The sequence below is a fragment of the Streptomyces sp. NPDC042346 genome (assembly GCF_055581845.1).
The window spans coordinates 507,328-524,796 of sequence record NZ_JBVJEH010000002.1; the positions used below are offsets into that span (position 1 = coordinate 507,328).

Genomic DNA, 17,469 nt, shown 5'->3' on the forward strand with positions numbered 1-17,469 from the left:
TTACTCATGATCATCCACGGGATTCTCCGTGCTTATCATTCCCAGGCTATGACAGAAGATCAGAATGGCCTGGCGTCACGCGCATTCGCGGATGTGGTCGTCCTCGGCGCCGGCCCCGCCGGCCTGGTGCTCGGCAACCTCCTGGTGGCCGCGGGGATCGACTGCGTCGTCCTCGAACGGGCCACGCGCTCCCACATCCGGACCCGGGCCAGGGCCGGATTCCTCGCGCCGAACACCGTACGGATCCTGGACCGCCACGGCCTCGCCGACGGACTGCACCGCGACGGACGCTCCCACGGCACATGCGAGTTCCGGACCGCCGACGGCGGATTCCGCCTCGACTACGGCGACCTCGGCCGTGGCGAGCGGCACACCGCCTACCCGCAACAGAACCTGGTGACCGACCTCCTGGAGCGCTACGTCGACGCCGGCGGGCAGATCCGTTTCAGCACCGAAGCACTGGCCGTCCACGACGCCGACGGCACCCACCCCCACGTCTCCACGCGGGAACCCGACGGGCGCCCCGTCCGGTGGGACGCGCGCTACGTCGCCGGCTGCGACGGACGCCACGGCGCCGCCCGCCGCTCGCTGCCGCCGGACGCCGTCCGTCACCATCACGACCACGGCGTGAGCTGGCTCGGCCTGCTCGCCCAGGCCCCGCCCAGCCTCGACGCCGTCGGTTACGCCGTCCACGACCGCGGCTTCGCCGGGCACATGGCCCGCGGCCCCCAGGTCACGCGCTACTACCTGGAGTGTCGACGCGGCACCCCTGCCGACGCCTGGTCCGAGGAGCGGATCTGGGACGAACTCGACCTGAGGATGCGCGCCGAGGAGCACGGCCCGCTGCGCAGGGGACCGATCATCGAGCGCGGCGTCGTCGACCTGGCGTGCGACGTGGTCGAACCCCTGCGTCACGGCTCGCTCCTGCTCGCCGGCGACGCGGCGAGCCTGACCGCCCCGGCCGCCGCGAAGGGGGCGAACCTCGCGGTGCTGGAGGCGGAGCTCCTGGCCGGAGCCCTGGCCGAGGCCCTCCACCGAGAGGACGGTGGAGCCCTGGACCGCTACTCGGCGCAGTCCCTGGCGTACATCTGGCGGGCGCAGGAGTTCACCCAGTGGATGACCGGGCTGCTCCACGCACTGCCGGGGCAGGACCGGTCAGGAGGATCGTTCTTCCAGGCCGCCGTGCGACGTGCCCGCCTCGACTCCCTGCGCACCTCCCGGGCGCACCAGGACTGGTTCGCCGAGAACTACGTCGGCGTTTGAGGCGGTGGCGCGCCCCGGGCGCCGTCCTGATCCCGTCTTCCTGAGTGCCGCCCCGGGCCCCACTTCCCCTGGTGCCATCCCTGGCGCTGTCCAGGGCGCCGTGCCAGGTCCCGTTCCCGAGCGCCGTTCCCGAGCGCCGTTCCCCTCTCACCGGGCCGCACCCCGGCCGCACCATGCCCTCCACCCCAGCTCCCACCTGAGGACACCCCCGTCATGACAACGACACTCCCCGTGGAAGCCCACCTCCCCGGCGCGGCTCCGCTGCCCGGTGAAACGATGCTTCTCGATGACGCCGCGCGCCTGCGCGCGGCAGCGGCCTTCGTACGGCACCACGAGAGCGCGACGCTGCTGCCCCTCCTCCTGCCCGGCCTGCACGGTCCCGAACTCGATTCCGTGGCCGCGTACTGCCGGTTCGCCCACGTCGGCATCCTGCTCTTTCCCCGGGACCCGCAGCACCTGCGGGACCTCCTCGCCGTGAGCGGGCTCGCCGCCGACACCCCGTCGCACCCCAGCGTCGTCGTACGGGAACGTCTGGCCCGGCGCCACCGCCACGACGTGGCAGATCTCGACGTCCGGATCCTGCGTCCCCGCGTCCACGGCCCGGCGGACGAGCCCCGCGCGGTGGAGGTGTTCGCCCTCGCCGTACCCGCGGGATCCGGTCTGGAGCCGATCGCGGCGCACGAGCGTGCCCTCGGCCATGAGACCCACCTGGCCTTCGAACTGGAGCACCCCGAGCCGCTCGTGCTGCGCGGTCTGTGCGCGGTGCTCAGCAGGCACGGCGCTCGCCCGGACGGCGGCGGGTACAACCCGCACGAGAACGGAACCGTCCTCTACTTCACCACCCCGGACTCGACGTGCGGCTATCGCCGCCTCGAGCTCTATGCTCCCGGCGACCACCGCACGGTCCTCGCCGCCCACTTGGGGGAACGCCCCGGCACGAAGCGACCCGCCGAAACGCTCCTCCACCTGCTCACCGGAGCGTGGACCACACAGGCCCTCGCCGCGTTCGCCCGCCTGCGCCTGCCCGAGGCCATGGACACCGCCGGCGCCGCCGGCGCCACCGGTCTCCGGGAACTCGCCCGGCGCACCGCCACCCACCCCGACGGCCTCGGCACGCTCCTGCGCTACCTCACCATGCTCGGTGTCGTGGCCGAGGACGTCGAAGTCTCCGAAGCCGCCCTCGGACAGAGCGCGTTCCGCCTCACCCCGCTCGGCCGCCTGCTCCTCGCGGACCGTCCGGACTCGATGCGCCCCCTGGCGCTGATGTACGGAGGCCCCTTCTACCGCTCCTTCGCCGCACTCGACCACTCCGTACGAACGGGACAGCCCGGCTTCGACCACCTCTTCGGCGAGAACCACTTCGACCACTTCGCCCGCGACCCCGAACTGGCCGACCTCTTCGACCGCTCCATGGCCGCGAGTTCCCGGATGTTCCAGCCGCTCCCCGCCCACCCGGTGATCACCGCGGCGGCCCAGGCCCCCACACCCCGAACCGTCGTCGACGTGGCCGGCGGCAACGGGGAGCTGCTCGGGCACGTCCTCACCGCACACCCGTCCCTGCGCGGCACGCTCCTCGAACGCCCCCACGCGGTCGAAGCCGCCCGCCGTTCGCTCGGCTCGACGGAGTGCGGCGCCCGTTGCGACTACCGCAGCGGCGACTTCGCCGATGTGCCGCACGGCGGGGACGTCTACGTACTCTCCCGCATCCTGCACGACTGGGACGACGACCGGTGCCGCGAGATCCTGCGTCACTGCGCCCGCGCGATGCCCGCCCACGCCGACCTGCTGATCGTCGAACGGCTCCTCCCCACCGACGGCTCCCCCTCGCTGGCCACCGCCTGGGACCTCCACATGATGTGCAACGTCGGAGGCCGCGAGCGGAGTGCCGAGCACTACGCCCGGCTGCTCGGCGACGCCGGGCTGGAACTCGTCGACCGCACTCCCCTGCCCCTGGAGGCCCACGTCCTGCACGCCCGCAAGGCCCCGCGGCCGGGCCCGGCGGATGCCCACGGCCTGTTGACCTGAAGTCACCAGTTGGCCTGAAGTCATCAGACGTGCCCGCGGTCCGTGACCTTCCGGGTGGCCTCCGGCGGTGGCGGGGCCCGGCTCATCCACTGTTCGCGTACAGGACGCTCCGTCGAGATGCGTCGTTCACGACGGCCACGGGCCGCGGGGTGAGCCGCCTGGCGGGGGCGGCGCGGCCCCCGCCACAGGAACCCCCGGGGCCGCCACTGTTCATGGCCACAGGGGCCGATGCCGGACGGTCGGAAAGTGGCCATTCTTTACCTCGGGCGTACCCGGCCGACGATCTCCCCAGGGCGTCGGCCCACCCTCGACGGACGTCCGAATATCGGACAGTGGCTGTCATGACCTCATCATCCCGCTTCCTGGCCCCTCGCCCCCGGCCGCGCTGCACGCTCCGCACCGCAACGTCAACCACGCCCCGGGGGATGTCCAGAAGGGCTCAGACCCCGTCCCCTCCGCGGCACCGCCGCTGTACTTTCCTCCTGCACCCTGCTGACCTTGACGCCGACCAGGGTCATCCCCGCTCCCACCAGGTCGCTCCGGCGACCGCAGCAGCCCAGCGCACCGCAGTTCCCCCGTGCCTCCCCCCTGCCTTCCCCGGTGGTTCGTCATGCCCGCTGCACCCGCCCGGCCCCCGACCTCCCGCCCCAGGCCGCACGGCTCCGGCCATCCCTAGGGCCTGTCCGGCCTACCCGACCCTGATCCACCGGACAGGGCCTGGGGACCCACCTGGTACCAGCGGACGAGGAAGGCGAACACGACGGTGCGATTCCAATTACTCGGGCCCTTGAGCGTCACCGACGGGCGGGACGTCGTGATGCTCCCGCCCTCCAAACCGACGGCGCTGCTCGCCGCGCTGCTCGTCCGGCCGGGTTCCGTCGTCTCCACCGACCGGCTGCGCGACATCGTCTGGGGCGAGGAACACCCCACGACGGCCAAGACCGCCCTGCAGAGCTGCGTCCTGCGCCTGCGGCGGCTGTTCGCCAAGTACGGCATCGAGGACCAGGCCGTCGTCGCGGTGGCCGGCGGCTACCGCATCGACGCCGACGCCGAGACGCTCGACCTGCTCCACTTCCGCCGGCTCGTCGAGCGGGCCGCGTCGTCCGGGACCGGCTCCGAGCTGTACACACTCCGCAGCGCGCTCGCCCTGTGGCAGGGGGGCCTGCTCTCCAACGTCCCCTCCGACCTGCTGCACCGGGACGAGGTGCCCCGCCTCGCCGAGGAGCGGCTGAGGGTGCTGGAGCGAGTCTGCGACATAGAACTGGAGCACGACCGATGTCGCGAAGCACTCGTTGATCTTTGGGAGGTTACGCGCGTATACCCGGCGCACGAGCGGTTCGCCGAGCAGCTGATCGTGGCCCTGTACCGGACGGGCCGGCAGACCGAGGCCCTCGCGGAGTACCGAAGGATCAAGGGTCACCTGCGCGAACGGCTCGGCGTCGATCCGCGGGCCGAACTCCAGCGTCTGGAACTGGCGATCCTGCGGGGTGAGGACCTCGGCCGCGTCGAGGCGGCGCGAAGGCCGGACGCGCTGACGACGGCGCCGAGCGCGGCCGTTCCCTCCCTGCCCCCGCCCCCACCCGCCTCCGCCGGCAGCGGCTCCGCACCGGTGGAACAGGACGCGACCCCGCCCCCTCAGGACATGCGCGGCCCTCGGGACCCTCACAGCCGCCGCGGCCCTCGCGACTCCCGGCGCCCGCAGGGCCCTTCGGACTCCGCAGAGCCCGGCGTCCACGGCGCCCCACCGCCGCACCCGCCGATTCCCACCGTCCCCGGTTTCACCGGACGGGAGCACGAAGTCGACTCTCTGGTAAGGCTGTTGACGACCGAGAGACCCGGCGGGAGCCCCGAGCGGGCTCCGCTCGCCGTCCTCTCCGGAGCGCCCGCTATCGGCAAGACAGCCCTCGCGCTGCACGTCGCCCACCTGGTGAGCGGTCACTTCCCGGACGGTTGCCTCCTGGTGCCGCTGACCCGTCCGGACGGCAGTCCCCGCCCGGCGGAGGAGGCCGCAGCCGAGCTCCGTCACGCACTGCGCGTACGGCCCGGAGCGGGCCGGGGCCGTGTCCTTCTCGTCCTGGACGACGTCGTCCACCCCGATCAGGTCCGCCCTCTGTTGACCGCGTACGCCTGCGGCGCGGCGATCGTCACCAGCCGGATGGGGCTCGCCGCGCTCGTCGCCACCCACGGCGGCACCGTGCACCGGCTCGGAGCCCTCGATCCGGAGCAGTCGCAGGCGCTGCTCACCACCGTCCTCGGCCGGGACCGGATGGCCGCCGAGCCCACCGCGGCGGTCCCCCTCGCGACCGCCTGCGGCCACCATCCGCTCGCCCTTCGCATCGCCGCCGCCCGGCTGCTCACCCGGCCCCGGCTGCGCCTCGCCGACTACGCCGACTGGCTCCGGCACGACCCCGTCGGCCGGCTCAGCCTCGCCGACGACCCCCGCATGTCGGTGCCGCAGCGGCTCGACGAGGCCCTGAGACGGCTCCCTCCCGCGCTCGCCGAGGCCCATCTGCGCCTCGCCTCGTCGCCCCACGACCCGCTCACCACCGCCAGGGCGGCCGGGCTCCTCGGCCTTCCGGAGGACGCGGCGGAGCAGGTGATCGAGGACCTCCTCGACGCGGGCCTCCTTGAGGAGGGGCAGCCCGGCGCCTTCTGGACGCACGATCTGCTGCGGGCGCACGCCCGCCGTGCGGCGGGTTCCTCCGCCGGCCACGCCCCCGCGTTGCTGCGCCCGCCCCGGCACGGGGAGTTCCCGCAGCTGGACGGGAGCAGGCCGGCCGCCATGAGGTGACGACGGGGCCCCTCCCCGGCCCGTCCGCCGAAGCCAGGACGCCGGTCCCTGGACGCCGGACAGACCCGGGGGCCCCACGTACCCGAGACCACCCCGTACACCCCGCAAGCCCCGCACACCCCGTACACCCACACGCCCCGCAGTCCGTCCCCCGCAGCATCCCGAGCAGAGCAGTCGGCCCACCACCCCGGGCTCCGTCTCGCCGCCCCGTAACGAGAGGTGTGACGCACGCATGACCCTTACGTCGTACGCGGAGATCGCCGGAACCCGGCCCCGAGTCCGTCGAGATGTCCTGTTCACGCAGACCCCCAACGGCGTGATCTTCCACAACGCCGACGGCGGTTTCCAGCTCACCGCGAAGTCCGGCTACCGCTTCGCCACGCTCCTCATGCCGTACCTGGACGGCAGCCGAGCGGTCGAGGAGATATGCGCGGGGTTCGGCGACGCGCAGAAGGCCATGGTGGGCGAGCTGGTGCAGGCGCTCTACGGGCGGGACTTCGCCCGCCCCGTGCCGGCGCCGGACGGGACGCCCGCCGCGCCCGCGCCCTCTCCGGAGGCCGCGGCCCGCTTCGCCCCGCAGATCGCGTACATCGACCACTACGCCGACGCCGCCGCAAGCCGCTTCGCGCGCTTCCGGGAGACCCGGGTCGCGGTCGTCGGGGACGGTCCGGTGGCCCGCTGGTGCGTGCTCTCCCTCGTCCGGAACGGCTGCGCCGCCGTGGGCGTCGAGCGCTCCCTGGCCGAGAGCGACGCCGGTGTCACACGGGAGGAGTTCGCAGCCGTCCGCGAGGAGGCCGCCGCCCTCGCCGAGGAGGGCTGCCCCGTCGAACTGCCGCTGCTGCCGGGGCGGGACACGGTCCGCGGCCGGGAAGCCTGGTCCTCGTACGAGGGGTACGACGTGGTGGTGGCCGCCGCCGGTGCCGACGTCCCGGGCCTTGTGCTGCCGCTGCTGCGGGAGGGCGTGCCCCGGGGTCGTACGCTGCTGCCCGCCTGGACGTTCGGCGGTTCGGCCGTCGTCGGCCCCGTGACGACCGCGGACTCGGCGTCCTGCTGGTCCTGCGCCGCGCTCCGGCTCGGCGCGGCCGGTGGTACCGCCGCGTCGGACGCCGCCGAGCTGTGGAGCGGTCTCGCCCTCGGCACCGGCACACCGGGCACCCAGCCGGCCGGGCCGCTCGCGGCGATGCTCGGGAACCTCCTCGGGTACGAGGTGTTCCGGCTGGTCACCGAGGCCCTGCCGGCCGAGACCCGGGACCGGGTGCTCGTCCAGTCCATGGCCAGCCTCGACGTCGCGTCGGAGCCGCTGCTCGCCCACCCGCGCTGTCCGTTCTGCTCGTCCGTCGCGGGCCTGCCCGAGCCGGTCGACGTGACGTCGGCGCCGGCGCGTCCCGCCTTCCTGCCGACGGTCGCCACCGCCCCCGACGACGACGCCGCCCAGGGGCCGCTCGCCGAACTGGAGCGGCGCTCGGCGCTCGTCCGCCCCTTCACGGGGGTCTTCAGGTCGTACGCCGACGAGCCGCTGACGCAGACCCCCCTCAAGGTGGGCTCGGTCGTCCTCGGTCTGGGGCCGCGGGGCACCCGTACGATCACGGCCTTCGACGTACACCACACCGCCGGTGCCCGGCTACGGGCGCTGAACGCGGCGGCGGTGGTCTACGCCGAACACGTGGTCCCGTCCGCCGCGTTCGCGGAGCCGCTGGACGCCCTGCCGCCGGTGGCCCCCGACACCCTGACCATCGCATCGGGAACGGGCGGGGCGGGCGGTACGACGAGCTGGACACCGGCCACCTCGCTCCTCACCAAGGAAGTCGTACGGGTGCCCACCGGCGCCGTGCGTCCCTTCGGCCCGGACAACGCCGACCGCCGCTTCGAGCCCACCCGGGCCGGAGCCGGGGCGGGTTCGGACCTCCCGGACGCGGCGGCCGCGGGGCTGCTGTCGGCACTCGCCCACGACGCGCTGTGCCGGGCCGTCGCGGGCTCCGGTGACACCGCCCTGATCGCACCCGAGGTCTTCGGCGCGGCCCCGGAGACGACGTTCCTGCTCCGGTCGGCCGCACTGCTCGGCCTCACCGTCGAGCTGCTCGACCTCGGCGAGCGGGCGCACTCCGGCGCGTCGGTCGTCATCGCGCGGACGGCGCCCGGTGACGCGGCCCCCAGCCGCTGGGCCGTCGGCGCCGCCCTCGACCTGGCCTCGGCCGCCGTCGACGCGATCCGGGACCTCCTGGGAGTGGTCCAACTCGCCGGGGAGGAGCGGACCACCGACGAGGGCGACCCGCTGCTGCGGGACCTGGCCCCGGGCCTCGTGCCGGTCACCGGCGACGGGCCCGCGCAGGCACCGGGCGACCCCGTGGAGTGGCCCCACGTCCTGGAACGCCTCGCCGCCGCGGGCCGCGACGCCTTCGTCGTCCCGACGCACGCCGGCGACCTGCCGACGGCGGGCATCCACACCGTACGTGTCCTGCTCACCCGGGAAGCCCGATGAGAGCCGAGGCCGTGGCCCGAGCCAAGGCTGTGGCCCCGCCGGAGGCCCGGACCGCGCCCCTGCCGCACGCGAACACCTCCGGTGCCCCCGCCGCGCCCGCGCGCGCCGGGTCCTCGTCCCGGTTCGCCGTCGCCCTGCGCACGGAGCTCGACGCGATCGGGGCCGTATCGGGCAGCCCCCTGCCGGCCGTGACGGTCGCCGCCCTCGGTGTACGGGACGCGTACGCGGACACCGCCGACGGACCCGGCCCCCGCCACGACTCCGCCGTCGCCGGCCGCCCGGTCCCCGTGCATCTCTACGGGCGTCAGGTCTTCGTCGGCCCGTGGCCCGTGTCGCCCGGGGCCGCCGGGAACGCGGACCGCGCCGGCTGCGCGACCTGCCTCCGCCGCCGCTGGCAGGGAGTCCGCTCCGTGCCCCTGCGGGAGGGGCTCGAGCTCGGGTCGGAGACCCGTTCCGCGGGCGACTGGCCGTACGCCGTCCCCTTCGCCGTCGCCACCGTCGCCGCCCTGATCGCGGGGCTGGCGGAACGGGGGCCGGAGCCCGGCCCGTACCCCCGTGTCCATCTGATCGACCTCGACACCCTGTCCGTGCGGAGCCATCCGCTCGTGCCCGACCCGGAGTGTCCCTCCTGCGGGACGCCCGAGGAGGACACCGCCGAGGCCGCCACGCTGACGCTGCGTCCGGCACCCAAGTACCGGCCAGGCGTCTTCCGGGTCCGCCGGATCGAGGACTACCGGCTGCCCTTGGACGCGTTCGCCAACCCCCACTGGGGCGCGATCGGCCCGTCCGTCGTCTGCGACGTCGCCTCGGCCACCACTTCGGCCACCGTCGGCTGCTTCTCGTCCCGCTCCGGGGAGTACCTGCGCGAGACGTTCTGGGGCGGCCACGCCGACACCTACGCGCGCAGCGTGTGCGTCGGGGTCCTCGAAGGCCTTGAGCGCTACGCGGGGATGCGCGCCCGGACCCGGACGGCGCGTCTCCGGGCGTCGCTGGACGACCTCGGCCCGGTTGCCGTGGACCCGCGCGAGACCGGGCTGTACGCGGACGGGTTCCACCGCGACAACCCCCGGGTGCGGCCCTTCGCCCCGGACCGGGAGATCCCCTGGGTGTGGGGCTGGTCGCTGCGGGACGCGGCGCCGCGCGCGGTGCCGGAGATCCTGGCGTACTACCACGCCCCGGGCCTGGAGAACCGGTTCGTGCAGGAGAGCTCCAACGGGTGCGCGTCCGGCGGCAGTACGGAGGAGGCCGTCTACTTCGGCCTGATGGAGGTCATCGAGCGGGACGCCTTCCTGCGCGCCTGGTACGGGCAGGTGCCGCTGCGCGAGATCGACCCGTCGACCAGCTCCCGGGCGAGCACCCGGCACATGGTCGACCGGCTGGCCATGTACGGCTACCGGGCGCGGTTCTTCGACACCCGGGCCGACCTCCCGGTCCCGGTGGTCACCGCCTGCGCCGAGCGGTTCGACGGGGGCGTGGGCCGCATGTGCTTCGGCGCGGGCGCGGGACTCGATCCCGAGTCGGCGCTCGACTCGGCGCTCTGCGAGATCGCCACCGACTCCGTCAACCTCGTCGGCCGGACCCGGCGCGACGAGGCGCGGCTGCGGGCGATGGCCGCCGACTTCGACCGGGTCACCACCCTCCACGACCATCCGCTGGTCTACGGCGTCCCGGAGATGGGTCGGCACGCCGACTTCCTGCTGCGGCAGCCGGACCGCCGGCCTCCCCTCGCGGTGGCCGACCTCGCGTGGCCGGACGCCGACGGAGCCACCGTCGCCACGGACCTGCGTGAGGACCTGCTGCGCGCCGTGGGAGCGGTGACGGCCGCCGGCTTCGACGTGGTGGTGGTCGACCAGACCCTGCCGGAGCAGCGCGCGCTCGGTCTGCACACCGTCAAGGTCCTGGTGCCCGGACTCCTGCCCATCGACTTCGGCTGGTCCCGGCAGCGGGCCCGCCACATGCCCCGGATGCGCGCGGCCCTGGGCGCCGCCGGACTCCACCCCGCCCCCCATCCCTTCCCCTAGCGGCGCCCGTCCCGCACGCCGTCCGAAAGGAGGCCGACCCCATGGGGTACGCCCATGAGTACGCCGATGCCGTCCTGCACCGCGGCCGCGTTCCGATGGAACCCGCCGACTTCGTCCCCGACTGGCCCGACGGGCCGCGCAGGGGGAAGTTCTACCCGGGCGTGGAGTCCTACGCCCTGCCCGACGGGGACGACCTGGCCGACGCGCCCGCGTGGGCCGGCCTTCTCCCCCGGTCCGGCGACAGGCTCGCGGCCGACGCACCGGCCGGACCGGCCGGGGCGCCCGGGGCGCCTGGGGCGCCTGGGGCGCCTGGGGCGCCCGGGGGCTTCACCCTCCCCCTGCTGTCCGCGATGCTCAAGGACTCGTACGGGCTGACCGGCCGCCGGCTCGGCATCCAGGCCAACAGCGACCTGTCCGGGCTGCCGCTCTACCCCCACGCCAACTGGTCCCGCGGCACGGCGGGCGGCGGCGGTCTCTACCCGGTCGGCGTCTACTGGGCCTCGGGGCCCTCCGGCCCGCTCACGCCCGGCATCCACTACTACGACGTCCAGCGGCACGCCGTACAGCGGCTGTCGACGGGGGACGTGACGGCCCGGGTGCGCGAGGCGCTGGGGCAGGACGCCCCCGCCGAGGCCCTGGAGACGGACCAGTACCTGATCCTCGGCGTGAAGTACTGGCAGACGGCCTTCAAGTACAACAGCTTCGGCTTCCATGTGGTCTGCACCGATGTCGGGACGCTCGTGCAGACCTGGCGCATCTGGGCCGCCGCTCACGGGCTGCGAACCGCGCCCCTCCTGTGGTTCGACGAGCCCCGGCTGAACGGCCTGCTCGGCACGGCCGGCGAGGAGGAGGGTGTGTTCGCCGTCGTGCCCCTGCGCTGGGACGGCGACCGCACCGTGCCTCGTGCGGCGGTGGCCGACGGCCCCGACCCGGCGGTGCGGCACCGGGACGTCGAGCGCTCCCGTACCGTCATCGAGTTCCCCACGGTGCTCGCGATGCACGCGACGACCGTGGCCGGCGCCGCCGACCGGCCCGCGCCCGGCGCGCTCGCCCCGGCGGCGGCCCGGCCCGTCCCCACGGGCGGCACCCGGGTCCCTCTGCCCGCACCCGCCTTCCCCGAGGTGTCGGTGCGCCGCGTCCTGCGGAGCCGGCGCAGCAGTTTCGGGCGCTTCGACGCGGCCGACCCGGTCACGCCCGGCCAGCTGTCGTCCGTGCTCGCGGCCTGCGCGGCGACGTCCCTCGGCGGGGAGGCCGATCCGGACGGCACGCTCCGGCAGGTCCGTCTGTACGCCTTCATCAACCACGTCCGGGACATCGCGCCCGGCGCGTACGTCTACGACCCCGACACGGGCGATCTCGCGCTCGTGGTCCCGGGCCCGCAGGGAGCGTTCCTCCAGGAGAACTACTTCCTGGCCAACTACAACCTGGAGCGGGCCGGCGTCGTCCTCGTGCCGACGGTGCGGACGACGGCCGTCCTGGACGCGGTCGGGGACCGCGGCTACCGGCTTGCGGTCGGCACGGCGGGGGCCGTGGCCCAGACGTTCTATCTGGCGGCGTCCGCCCTGTCGCTCGGCGCGGGAGTGGCCCTGGGCTTCGACAACGTGTCGTTCGTCGAGAGGCTCGGCCTGGAGGGCACCGCGGAGGCGCCGCTGCTGATCATGCCGCTCGGCAACGAACGCCCGGGCCCCGCCGACTTCCGTCACGAGATCGCCTGAGGGGGACCCGCGATGACACTGCTGACCAGCACCAGCACCAGCACCAGCACCGGCACCGGCACCGGCACCAGGACCGGGACCGGGACCGGGAACAGCACCGATGCGGGCACCGATGCCGACACCCCGCTCCCCCGTCCCGTCACATGGGAGGTGGGCCGGCGCTTCCTGCTCCGCGCCGCCGGTCTGCCCGTGGAGACCGTGCACGGGCTGCGCTGCCCGCGAACCCGCGCCTGGGCCGACGAGGTCCTGACCCGTGAGGAACGTCTCGCCGCCGGCGGCGCCGCCCTCAGCGAGGAGCTCCATGCCCTGGTCGAGGCGGCCGACGCCGTCGGCGACGACGCCCGGCGGGCGCTCCTCGCCCTGCGCCGCCAGATCTTCAACAACCGACTGCCAGCCGACCCGGCCGCGGCCGTACGGCTGGTGACCGGACTCGACGGGACGGCCGGCGCACACGTCTCAGCCTGGCTGGACGACCGCGTCGCGTACGGCGGCCTCCTCGGCGTGGGCCCGGCCCTCCTCGCGGAGGAACTGCGCACCGCCCGCGTCGCGTTGCGGACCGCGCTCGCCGGCGAGCCGCTGCGCCGGGGACTGCTCCTGGCGTCACCGGTGCTCGACAGCCGGCTCGACGCCTACCTGGGCGACACCCGTGCCGACCCGGGCAAGCGGATGCGCAAGATCGAACGGTCGGCGCTCGCGTACCTCTACCGCACGGCGTGCAAGACCAGCCCGTTCAGCACCCTCACCCCGGTCGCGACCGGGATCTTCGACGCCGGGCCCGGCGAAGGCGCCGACCTGCGCGTCGGCGGGCCCGAGGCCTGGAAGGGTCACGTACGGCTCAATGTGGTCGCCCTGGGGCGACTCGCCGAGCTGATCCTCGCCGATCCCGTGCGCCGCCAGGACCTCCCCGTCGTACTGTCCCCGGGCTGGGGCCGTGACGAGGACCGGATCCGCTACGTACGGCAGTGGGTGACGAGCGGCGACGACGACGCGTCCGTCACCTTCGACTCCGTCCGCGACCGGCTGTTCTACCTCCGGGGCAGCGGAACCCTGGAGCGTCTGCTCGCGTTCCTCGACGAGCGTGCGGGACTGCGCCACCGGGACCTGGTCGAGTGGCTCAGGACCGAGCACGGTGCCGACCCGGGCGAGTGCGAGCGGTACGCGGCCGCGCTGCTCCAGCTCGGCATGGTCCAAGTGCCGTGCCTGCGCACCGATGTGCACAGCCCCGACCCGCTGCGTTCGTTCCAGCTCGCCCTGCGTGACCTGGCGGCCTCGTGGGCCGATTCGGTGGCCGACGCCCTGGACGGACCGGCCGCCTGCCTGGCTGCGTACCCCGCCGCGGATCTCGCCGGACGGCGCGCGATCCTGCGGACCCTGCGCGAGCAACTCCTCGACGTCCAGAGGGAGCTGGGAGCGGAGGAGCCCACACTGCCGCGCACGCTTCTCTACGAGGACGTCAGCGCGGGCTCCGACCTGCCTTGCGGAACGGGACTTCTGACGGGTGCGACAGGACGGGCCCTGCGGGCGGTCGAGGGCGTGCTGCCGATGTTCGACCTCACGCTGCCCCACCGCATCACCCTGCACGGCTTCTTCCTGGCCCGCTTCGGGCGCGGTGGCCGCTGCGACGACCTGCTCGGCCTCGTGCACGACTTCCACGAGGACTTCTTCGACCAGTACGTCTCCTTCGCCGCGAAGCGCACGGCGTTCGACGCGAACGGGGAGTACGTCCCCGAGGAGAACTGGCTCGGCCAGCCCGCGCTGCGCGGCCTGGACGGCGCCCGCCGCCAGTTCGTCGCGGGAATGCGGGAGTTGTGGGAGGCGTGGGAGCGGAACGGGACCGACGACGAGCTGCGGCTGCCCGCCGATCTCCTCGCCGCCGTGTCGGGTGCGCTGGAGCCGCTCGTCGACGACTTCGTCCCCCAGAGCCATCACCTCCAGGTGACCCTGCCCGCCCCGGACGGCGAGGCGCGCCCCCGTGTGGTCCTCAACCGCTCGTACGGCGGACTCGCCTTCCCCTTCAGCCGCTTCACCCATGTCTACGACGGGATGCCGGGGGCCGTCCCGACCGGCGGGGCCGGACTCTCGGAGCGGTTGCGCGCCGAGCTGCGCGACCGTCAGCCCCGGGGGGCCGTCTTCGCCGAGCTGACCGGTGGTCCCGTCACCAGCAACCTCAATCTGCACGGCAGGCTGACGGACTACCAGATCGTGTGCCCGGGCGAGACGTCCACGGTTCCGGAGGATGCCCGACTCGACCTGAGCGACCTCTCGTTGGAGCACGACGAGCGGACCGACCGTCTCGTCCTGCGTTCGCGCCGGCTCGACCGCGAGGTCGTCCCGGTCTATCTCGGGTACCTCGTTCCGGTGGCCCTGCCGGAGATCCCCCGCACCCTGCTGCTGCTCTCGCCGAGCTCCATGACACCGACCGATGTCTGGGGCGGCGTCCCCGAGGGTCCGGCCGTCGACGGCGTCACGCGCCGGCCGCGGGTGGTCCACGGCGACATCGTGCTGAGCCGTCGCAGCTGGACGGCGGACGCCGCCGTGCTGCCGGTCCGCCGCCCCGGCGCGGACGAGGCGTCGTGGTACCTGGAGTGGCGGCGCTGGCAGCACCGGCACGGCCTGCCCGACCAGGTCTTCGCCACGGTGCTCCGCGAGGGCCGCAGGGCCCTGGGCGCCAAGCCCGTGTACGTGGACTTCGCGAGTCCGCTGTCGCTGACCTCGTTCGACGCCCTGGTGGACCGCGAGCCGGGCACCGGGGTGGCGCTGCGCGAGATGTGCCCGGCCGAGGACGCGCTGCATCTGACGTCCGCCCAGGGCCGGCACGTGGCCGAACTGGCCGTGGAGACCTTCACTTACCGCCACCGCACCGAGGACTGCCCGACATGACCGAACTGATCCCCCCGCACCCCGCCCCCGTCCCCCGCGTCACGCCCGGCCCCGGCCCCGGCGAGGGTGCTCCCGGCTCCCCGGTCCAGGAACCGGGAGAGTGGATCGCCCTGCACGTCTTCTACGCCGCCAGCCCACGGCCGATGCTGGTGGACTGCGTCCGGCCGCTCGTCGCCGGGCTCACCGCGGAGGGGCTGCTCGCGGGTCACTTCTTCATCAACTACTGGCTGGAGGGCCCGCACGTGCGACTGCGGCTGCGCCCCGCGAGCCCGGCCGCGGCTCCCGAGGTGAGACGGCGGGCCGAGGAGGCGCTCACCGCCTTCCTGAAGAGCCGCCCCGCGCTGTACGAGGTCGACTCCGGCTTCCTCAAGGACTTCTACAACGAACTGTTCGACATCGAGTTCCCCGGGGAGGACCGGGGTCGATACATGGGCGACGACGGCCGGATGAGGCTGCGCCCGAACAACAGCCTCAGCGAGGAGCCGTACGCCCCCGAGTACGCCAAGTACGGCGGCCCGGCCGGCGTCGAGCTCGCGGAGTGGCACTTCCGCCACTCCAGCGAGCTGGTCGTCGACGCCTTCCGCACCATGAACCTCCACCTCCGCACCGTGCTGCTCGGCACCTCCGCGCAGCTGATGATGGTGATGGCGAGCTGCTTCCTGCCGGAGGAGGACCGGCTCGCCGACTACCTGGACGGCTACTACGCGTTCTGGCACCGGGCCTTCCCCGGGACCGGGTTCATCGGCTCGAAGGAGTACGAGCGGAACTACGCCGAGATGGCGCCCGTCCTGAGCCGCCGGTTCGCCGCCGTCCGGGCCGCGAACGCGAGCGGCGAGCTGGAGCGGCTGCCGTCCTTCCTGCGGGGCTGGGCGGCGCACTGCCTGGAACTGCGGAGTCGCATCGAGGAGTTGACGGGCCGGGGCGAGCTCCTGTTCCCGCTCCATGAGGGCCCCGCCCGCGAGGACACCGGGCAGGTGCGCACGGAACCGGCGGACGCCGTCCCGACGGCGCCGCTCACCCATCTGCCGTCGGTCCTCCCCCGACTCCTCTCCCCGTACATGCACATGACCAACAACCGGCTGCATGTGACGATCCGCGACGAGGCCTACCTGTCCTTCGTCCTCGGCCAGGTCCTCAGAGACCCGCACGTCGCGGCGGCGGACGCATGACGGCCACCGCGGCGCGGGCCTATCGCCCCGCCCTCCGGCCGGGGGTGCTCCTCAGCCCGCCCCTCCTGCGCGGCCCCCGGACCGTGCACCTCGTCCGACACCCGGTCACCGGGGCGGCGTTCGAGGTCGGGATCAAGGAGCACTTCCTCATGTCGCGTCTCGACGGCACGCGCACCCTTGACGACCTCGCGCCCGCGTACGCGGAACGGTTCGGCCGCCGGCTCGGCGAGGAGCACTGGAACCGGCTCCTCGGCCTCCTCGGCACCCGGGGCCTCCTCGTCGGCGCGCCCGATCCGGCCGCTCCGACCGCCGCCCCTCAGCACCCCAACTCCCTCTGGCGTGGCACCCGCCCGATGGTCGCGGACGCCGACGCGACCACCGCCCGACTCCACCGCCTCCTGCGTCCTCTCCTCCACCCGGCCGTCCAAATACCGCTCCTCGCGGCTGTCTTCGTCCTCATCGGCGCGCTCGCATGGCGGTCGGGGGAACTGCTCGACGGCACCGCCCAACTGGTCCGGCAGCCGTTCGCGCTGATGGGCGTCGCCCTGTTCCTCTGGGCGAGCATCACGCTGCACGAGCTGGCGCACGGCGTCGCCGCCCAGCACTACGGGGGGCACGTCGCCGAGATCGGCCTGCGCTGGCGGTTCCCCGCCGCCCTCCTCTACTGCACGGTGGACAACTACCTCTTCCTGCCGGGCCGGAGGGCCAAGCTGGTCATCGCCGGGGCCGGCGCGCATCTCAACATGCTGCTCCTGCTGCCCTTCGGCGTCTGGTGGTTCCTGCTCCCCGCCGACGCGCCGGAGCGTTCCCCGCTCGCCGGCCTCCTGGTGTTCGGCACGATCCAGGCGCTGAGCAATCTCGTACCGCTGCCGCCGCTCGACGGGTACCGGATGCTCGGACACGCACTCGGAGCCGATCACCTCGCCCCCGAGACCCGGACCTATCTGGCGCTGCGTCGCCGCGGGGCCGCGGGGGCCGAGGCCCTTGCCGACTATCCGGTTCGGGCCCGGCGGATCTACACGGCGTACGCGCTCGGCTCCACCGCCGTGGTCCTGCTCGCCGCGGCGGCCACGATCACGTTCGTACTCCACCTGCTCGGCTGACCCGAAGGAACCGCGCACCACAT

9 protein-coding genes are annotated in these 17,469 nt (G+C 74.0%); all 9 read left to right on the forward strand.

The window, feature by feature from the left end; genetic code table 11:
* Positions 1-48: 48 nt before the first annotated feature.
* On the forward strand, positions 49-1,263 hold the full coding sequence (locus ACZ6K0_RS11060) for a 4-hydroxybenzoate 3-monooxygenase (protein ID WP_469231582.1): 1,215 nt from the start codon (positions 49-51) through the stop codon (positions 1,261-1,263).
* A gap of 213 nt (positions 1,264-1,476) precedes the next feature.
* Positions 1,477-3,288, forward strand: coding sequence for a methyltransferase (locus tag ACZ6K0_RS11065; RefSeq protein ID WP_469231584.1), 1,812 nt, complete (start codon positions 1,477-1,479; stop codon positions 3,286-3,288).
* Between the two features lie 763 nt (positions 3,289-4,051).
* Entirely contained in the window at positions 4,052-6,079 is a 2,028-nt protein-coding gene (locus tag ACZ6K0_RS11070) for an AfsR/SARP family transcriptional regulator (RefSeq protein ID WP_469231585.1), read from the forward strand.
* Between the two features lie 232 nt (positions 6,080-6,311).
* Positions 6,312-8,558, forward strand: coding sequence for a TOMM precursor leader peptide-binding protein (locus ACZ6K0_RS11075; protein ID WP_469231587.1), 2,247 nt, complete (start codon positions 6,312-6,314; stop codon positions 8,556-8,558).
* Positions 8,555-10,579 (forward strand): TOMM precursor leader peptide-binding protein, encoded by a 2,025-nt coding sequence (locus ACZ6K0_RS11080; protein WP_469231588.1) that lies wholly within the window; start codon positions 8,555-8,557, stop codon positions 10,577-10,579. The genes ACZ6K0_RS11075 and ACZ6K0_RS11080 overlap by 4 nt, the downstream gene beginning before the upstream one ends.
* A gap of 41 nt (positions 10,580-10,620) precedes the next feature.
* Positions 10,621-12,294 carry a nitroreductase family protein gene (locus tag ACZ6K0_RS11085; RefSeq protein ID WP_469231590.1) on the forward strand — a complete coding sequence of 558 codons (1,674 nt, stop codon included), beginning with the start codon at positions 10,621-10,623 and terminating at the stop codon, positions 12,292-12,294.
* Positions 12,295-12,306: 12 nt separating this feature from the next.
* Positions 12,307-15,174 carry a lantibiotic dehydratase gene (locus ACZ6K0_RS11090; RefSeq protein WP_469231591.1) on the forward strand — a complete coding sequence of 956 codons (2,868 nt, stop codon included), beginning with the start codon at positions 12,307-12,309 and terminating at the stop codon, positions 15,172-15,174.
* Positions 15,171-16,343 carry a lantibiotic dehydratase C-terminal domain-containing protein gene (locus ACZ6K0_RS11095; RefSeq protein WP_469231593.1) on the forward strand — a complete coding sequence of 391 codons (1,173 nt, stop codon included), beginning with the start codon at positions 15,171-15,173 and terminating at the stop codon, positions 16,341-16,343. The genes ACZ6K0_RS11090 and ACZ6K0_RS11095 overlap by 4 nt, the downstream gene beginning before the upstream one ends.
* Complete coding sequence (locus ACZ6K0_RS11100) at positions 16,340-17,446, forward strand: metalloprotease (RefSeq protein WP_469231595.1); 1,107 nt, start codon at positions 16,340-16,342, stop codon at positions 17,444-17,446. The genes ACZ6K0_RS11095 and ACZ6K0_RS11100 overlap by 4 nt, the downstream gene beginning before the upstream one ends.
* The last annotated feature ends 23 nt before the right edge of the window (positions 17,447-17,469 follow it).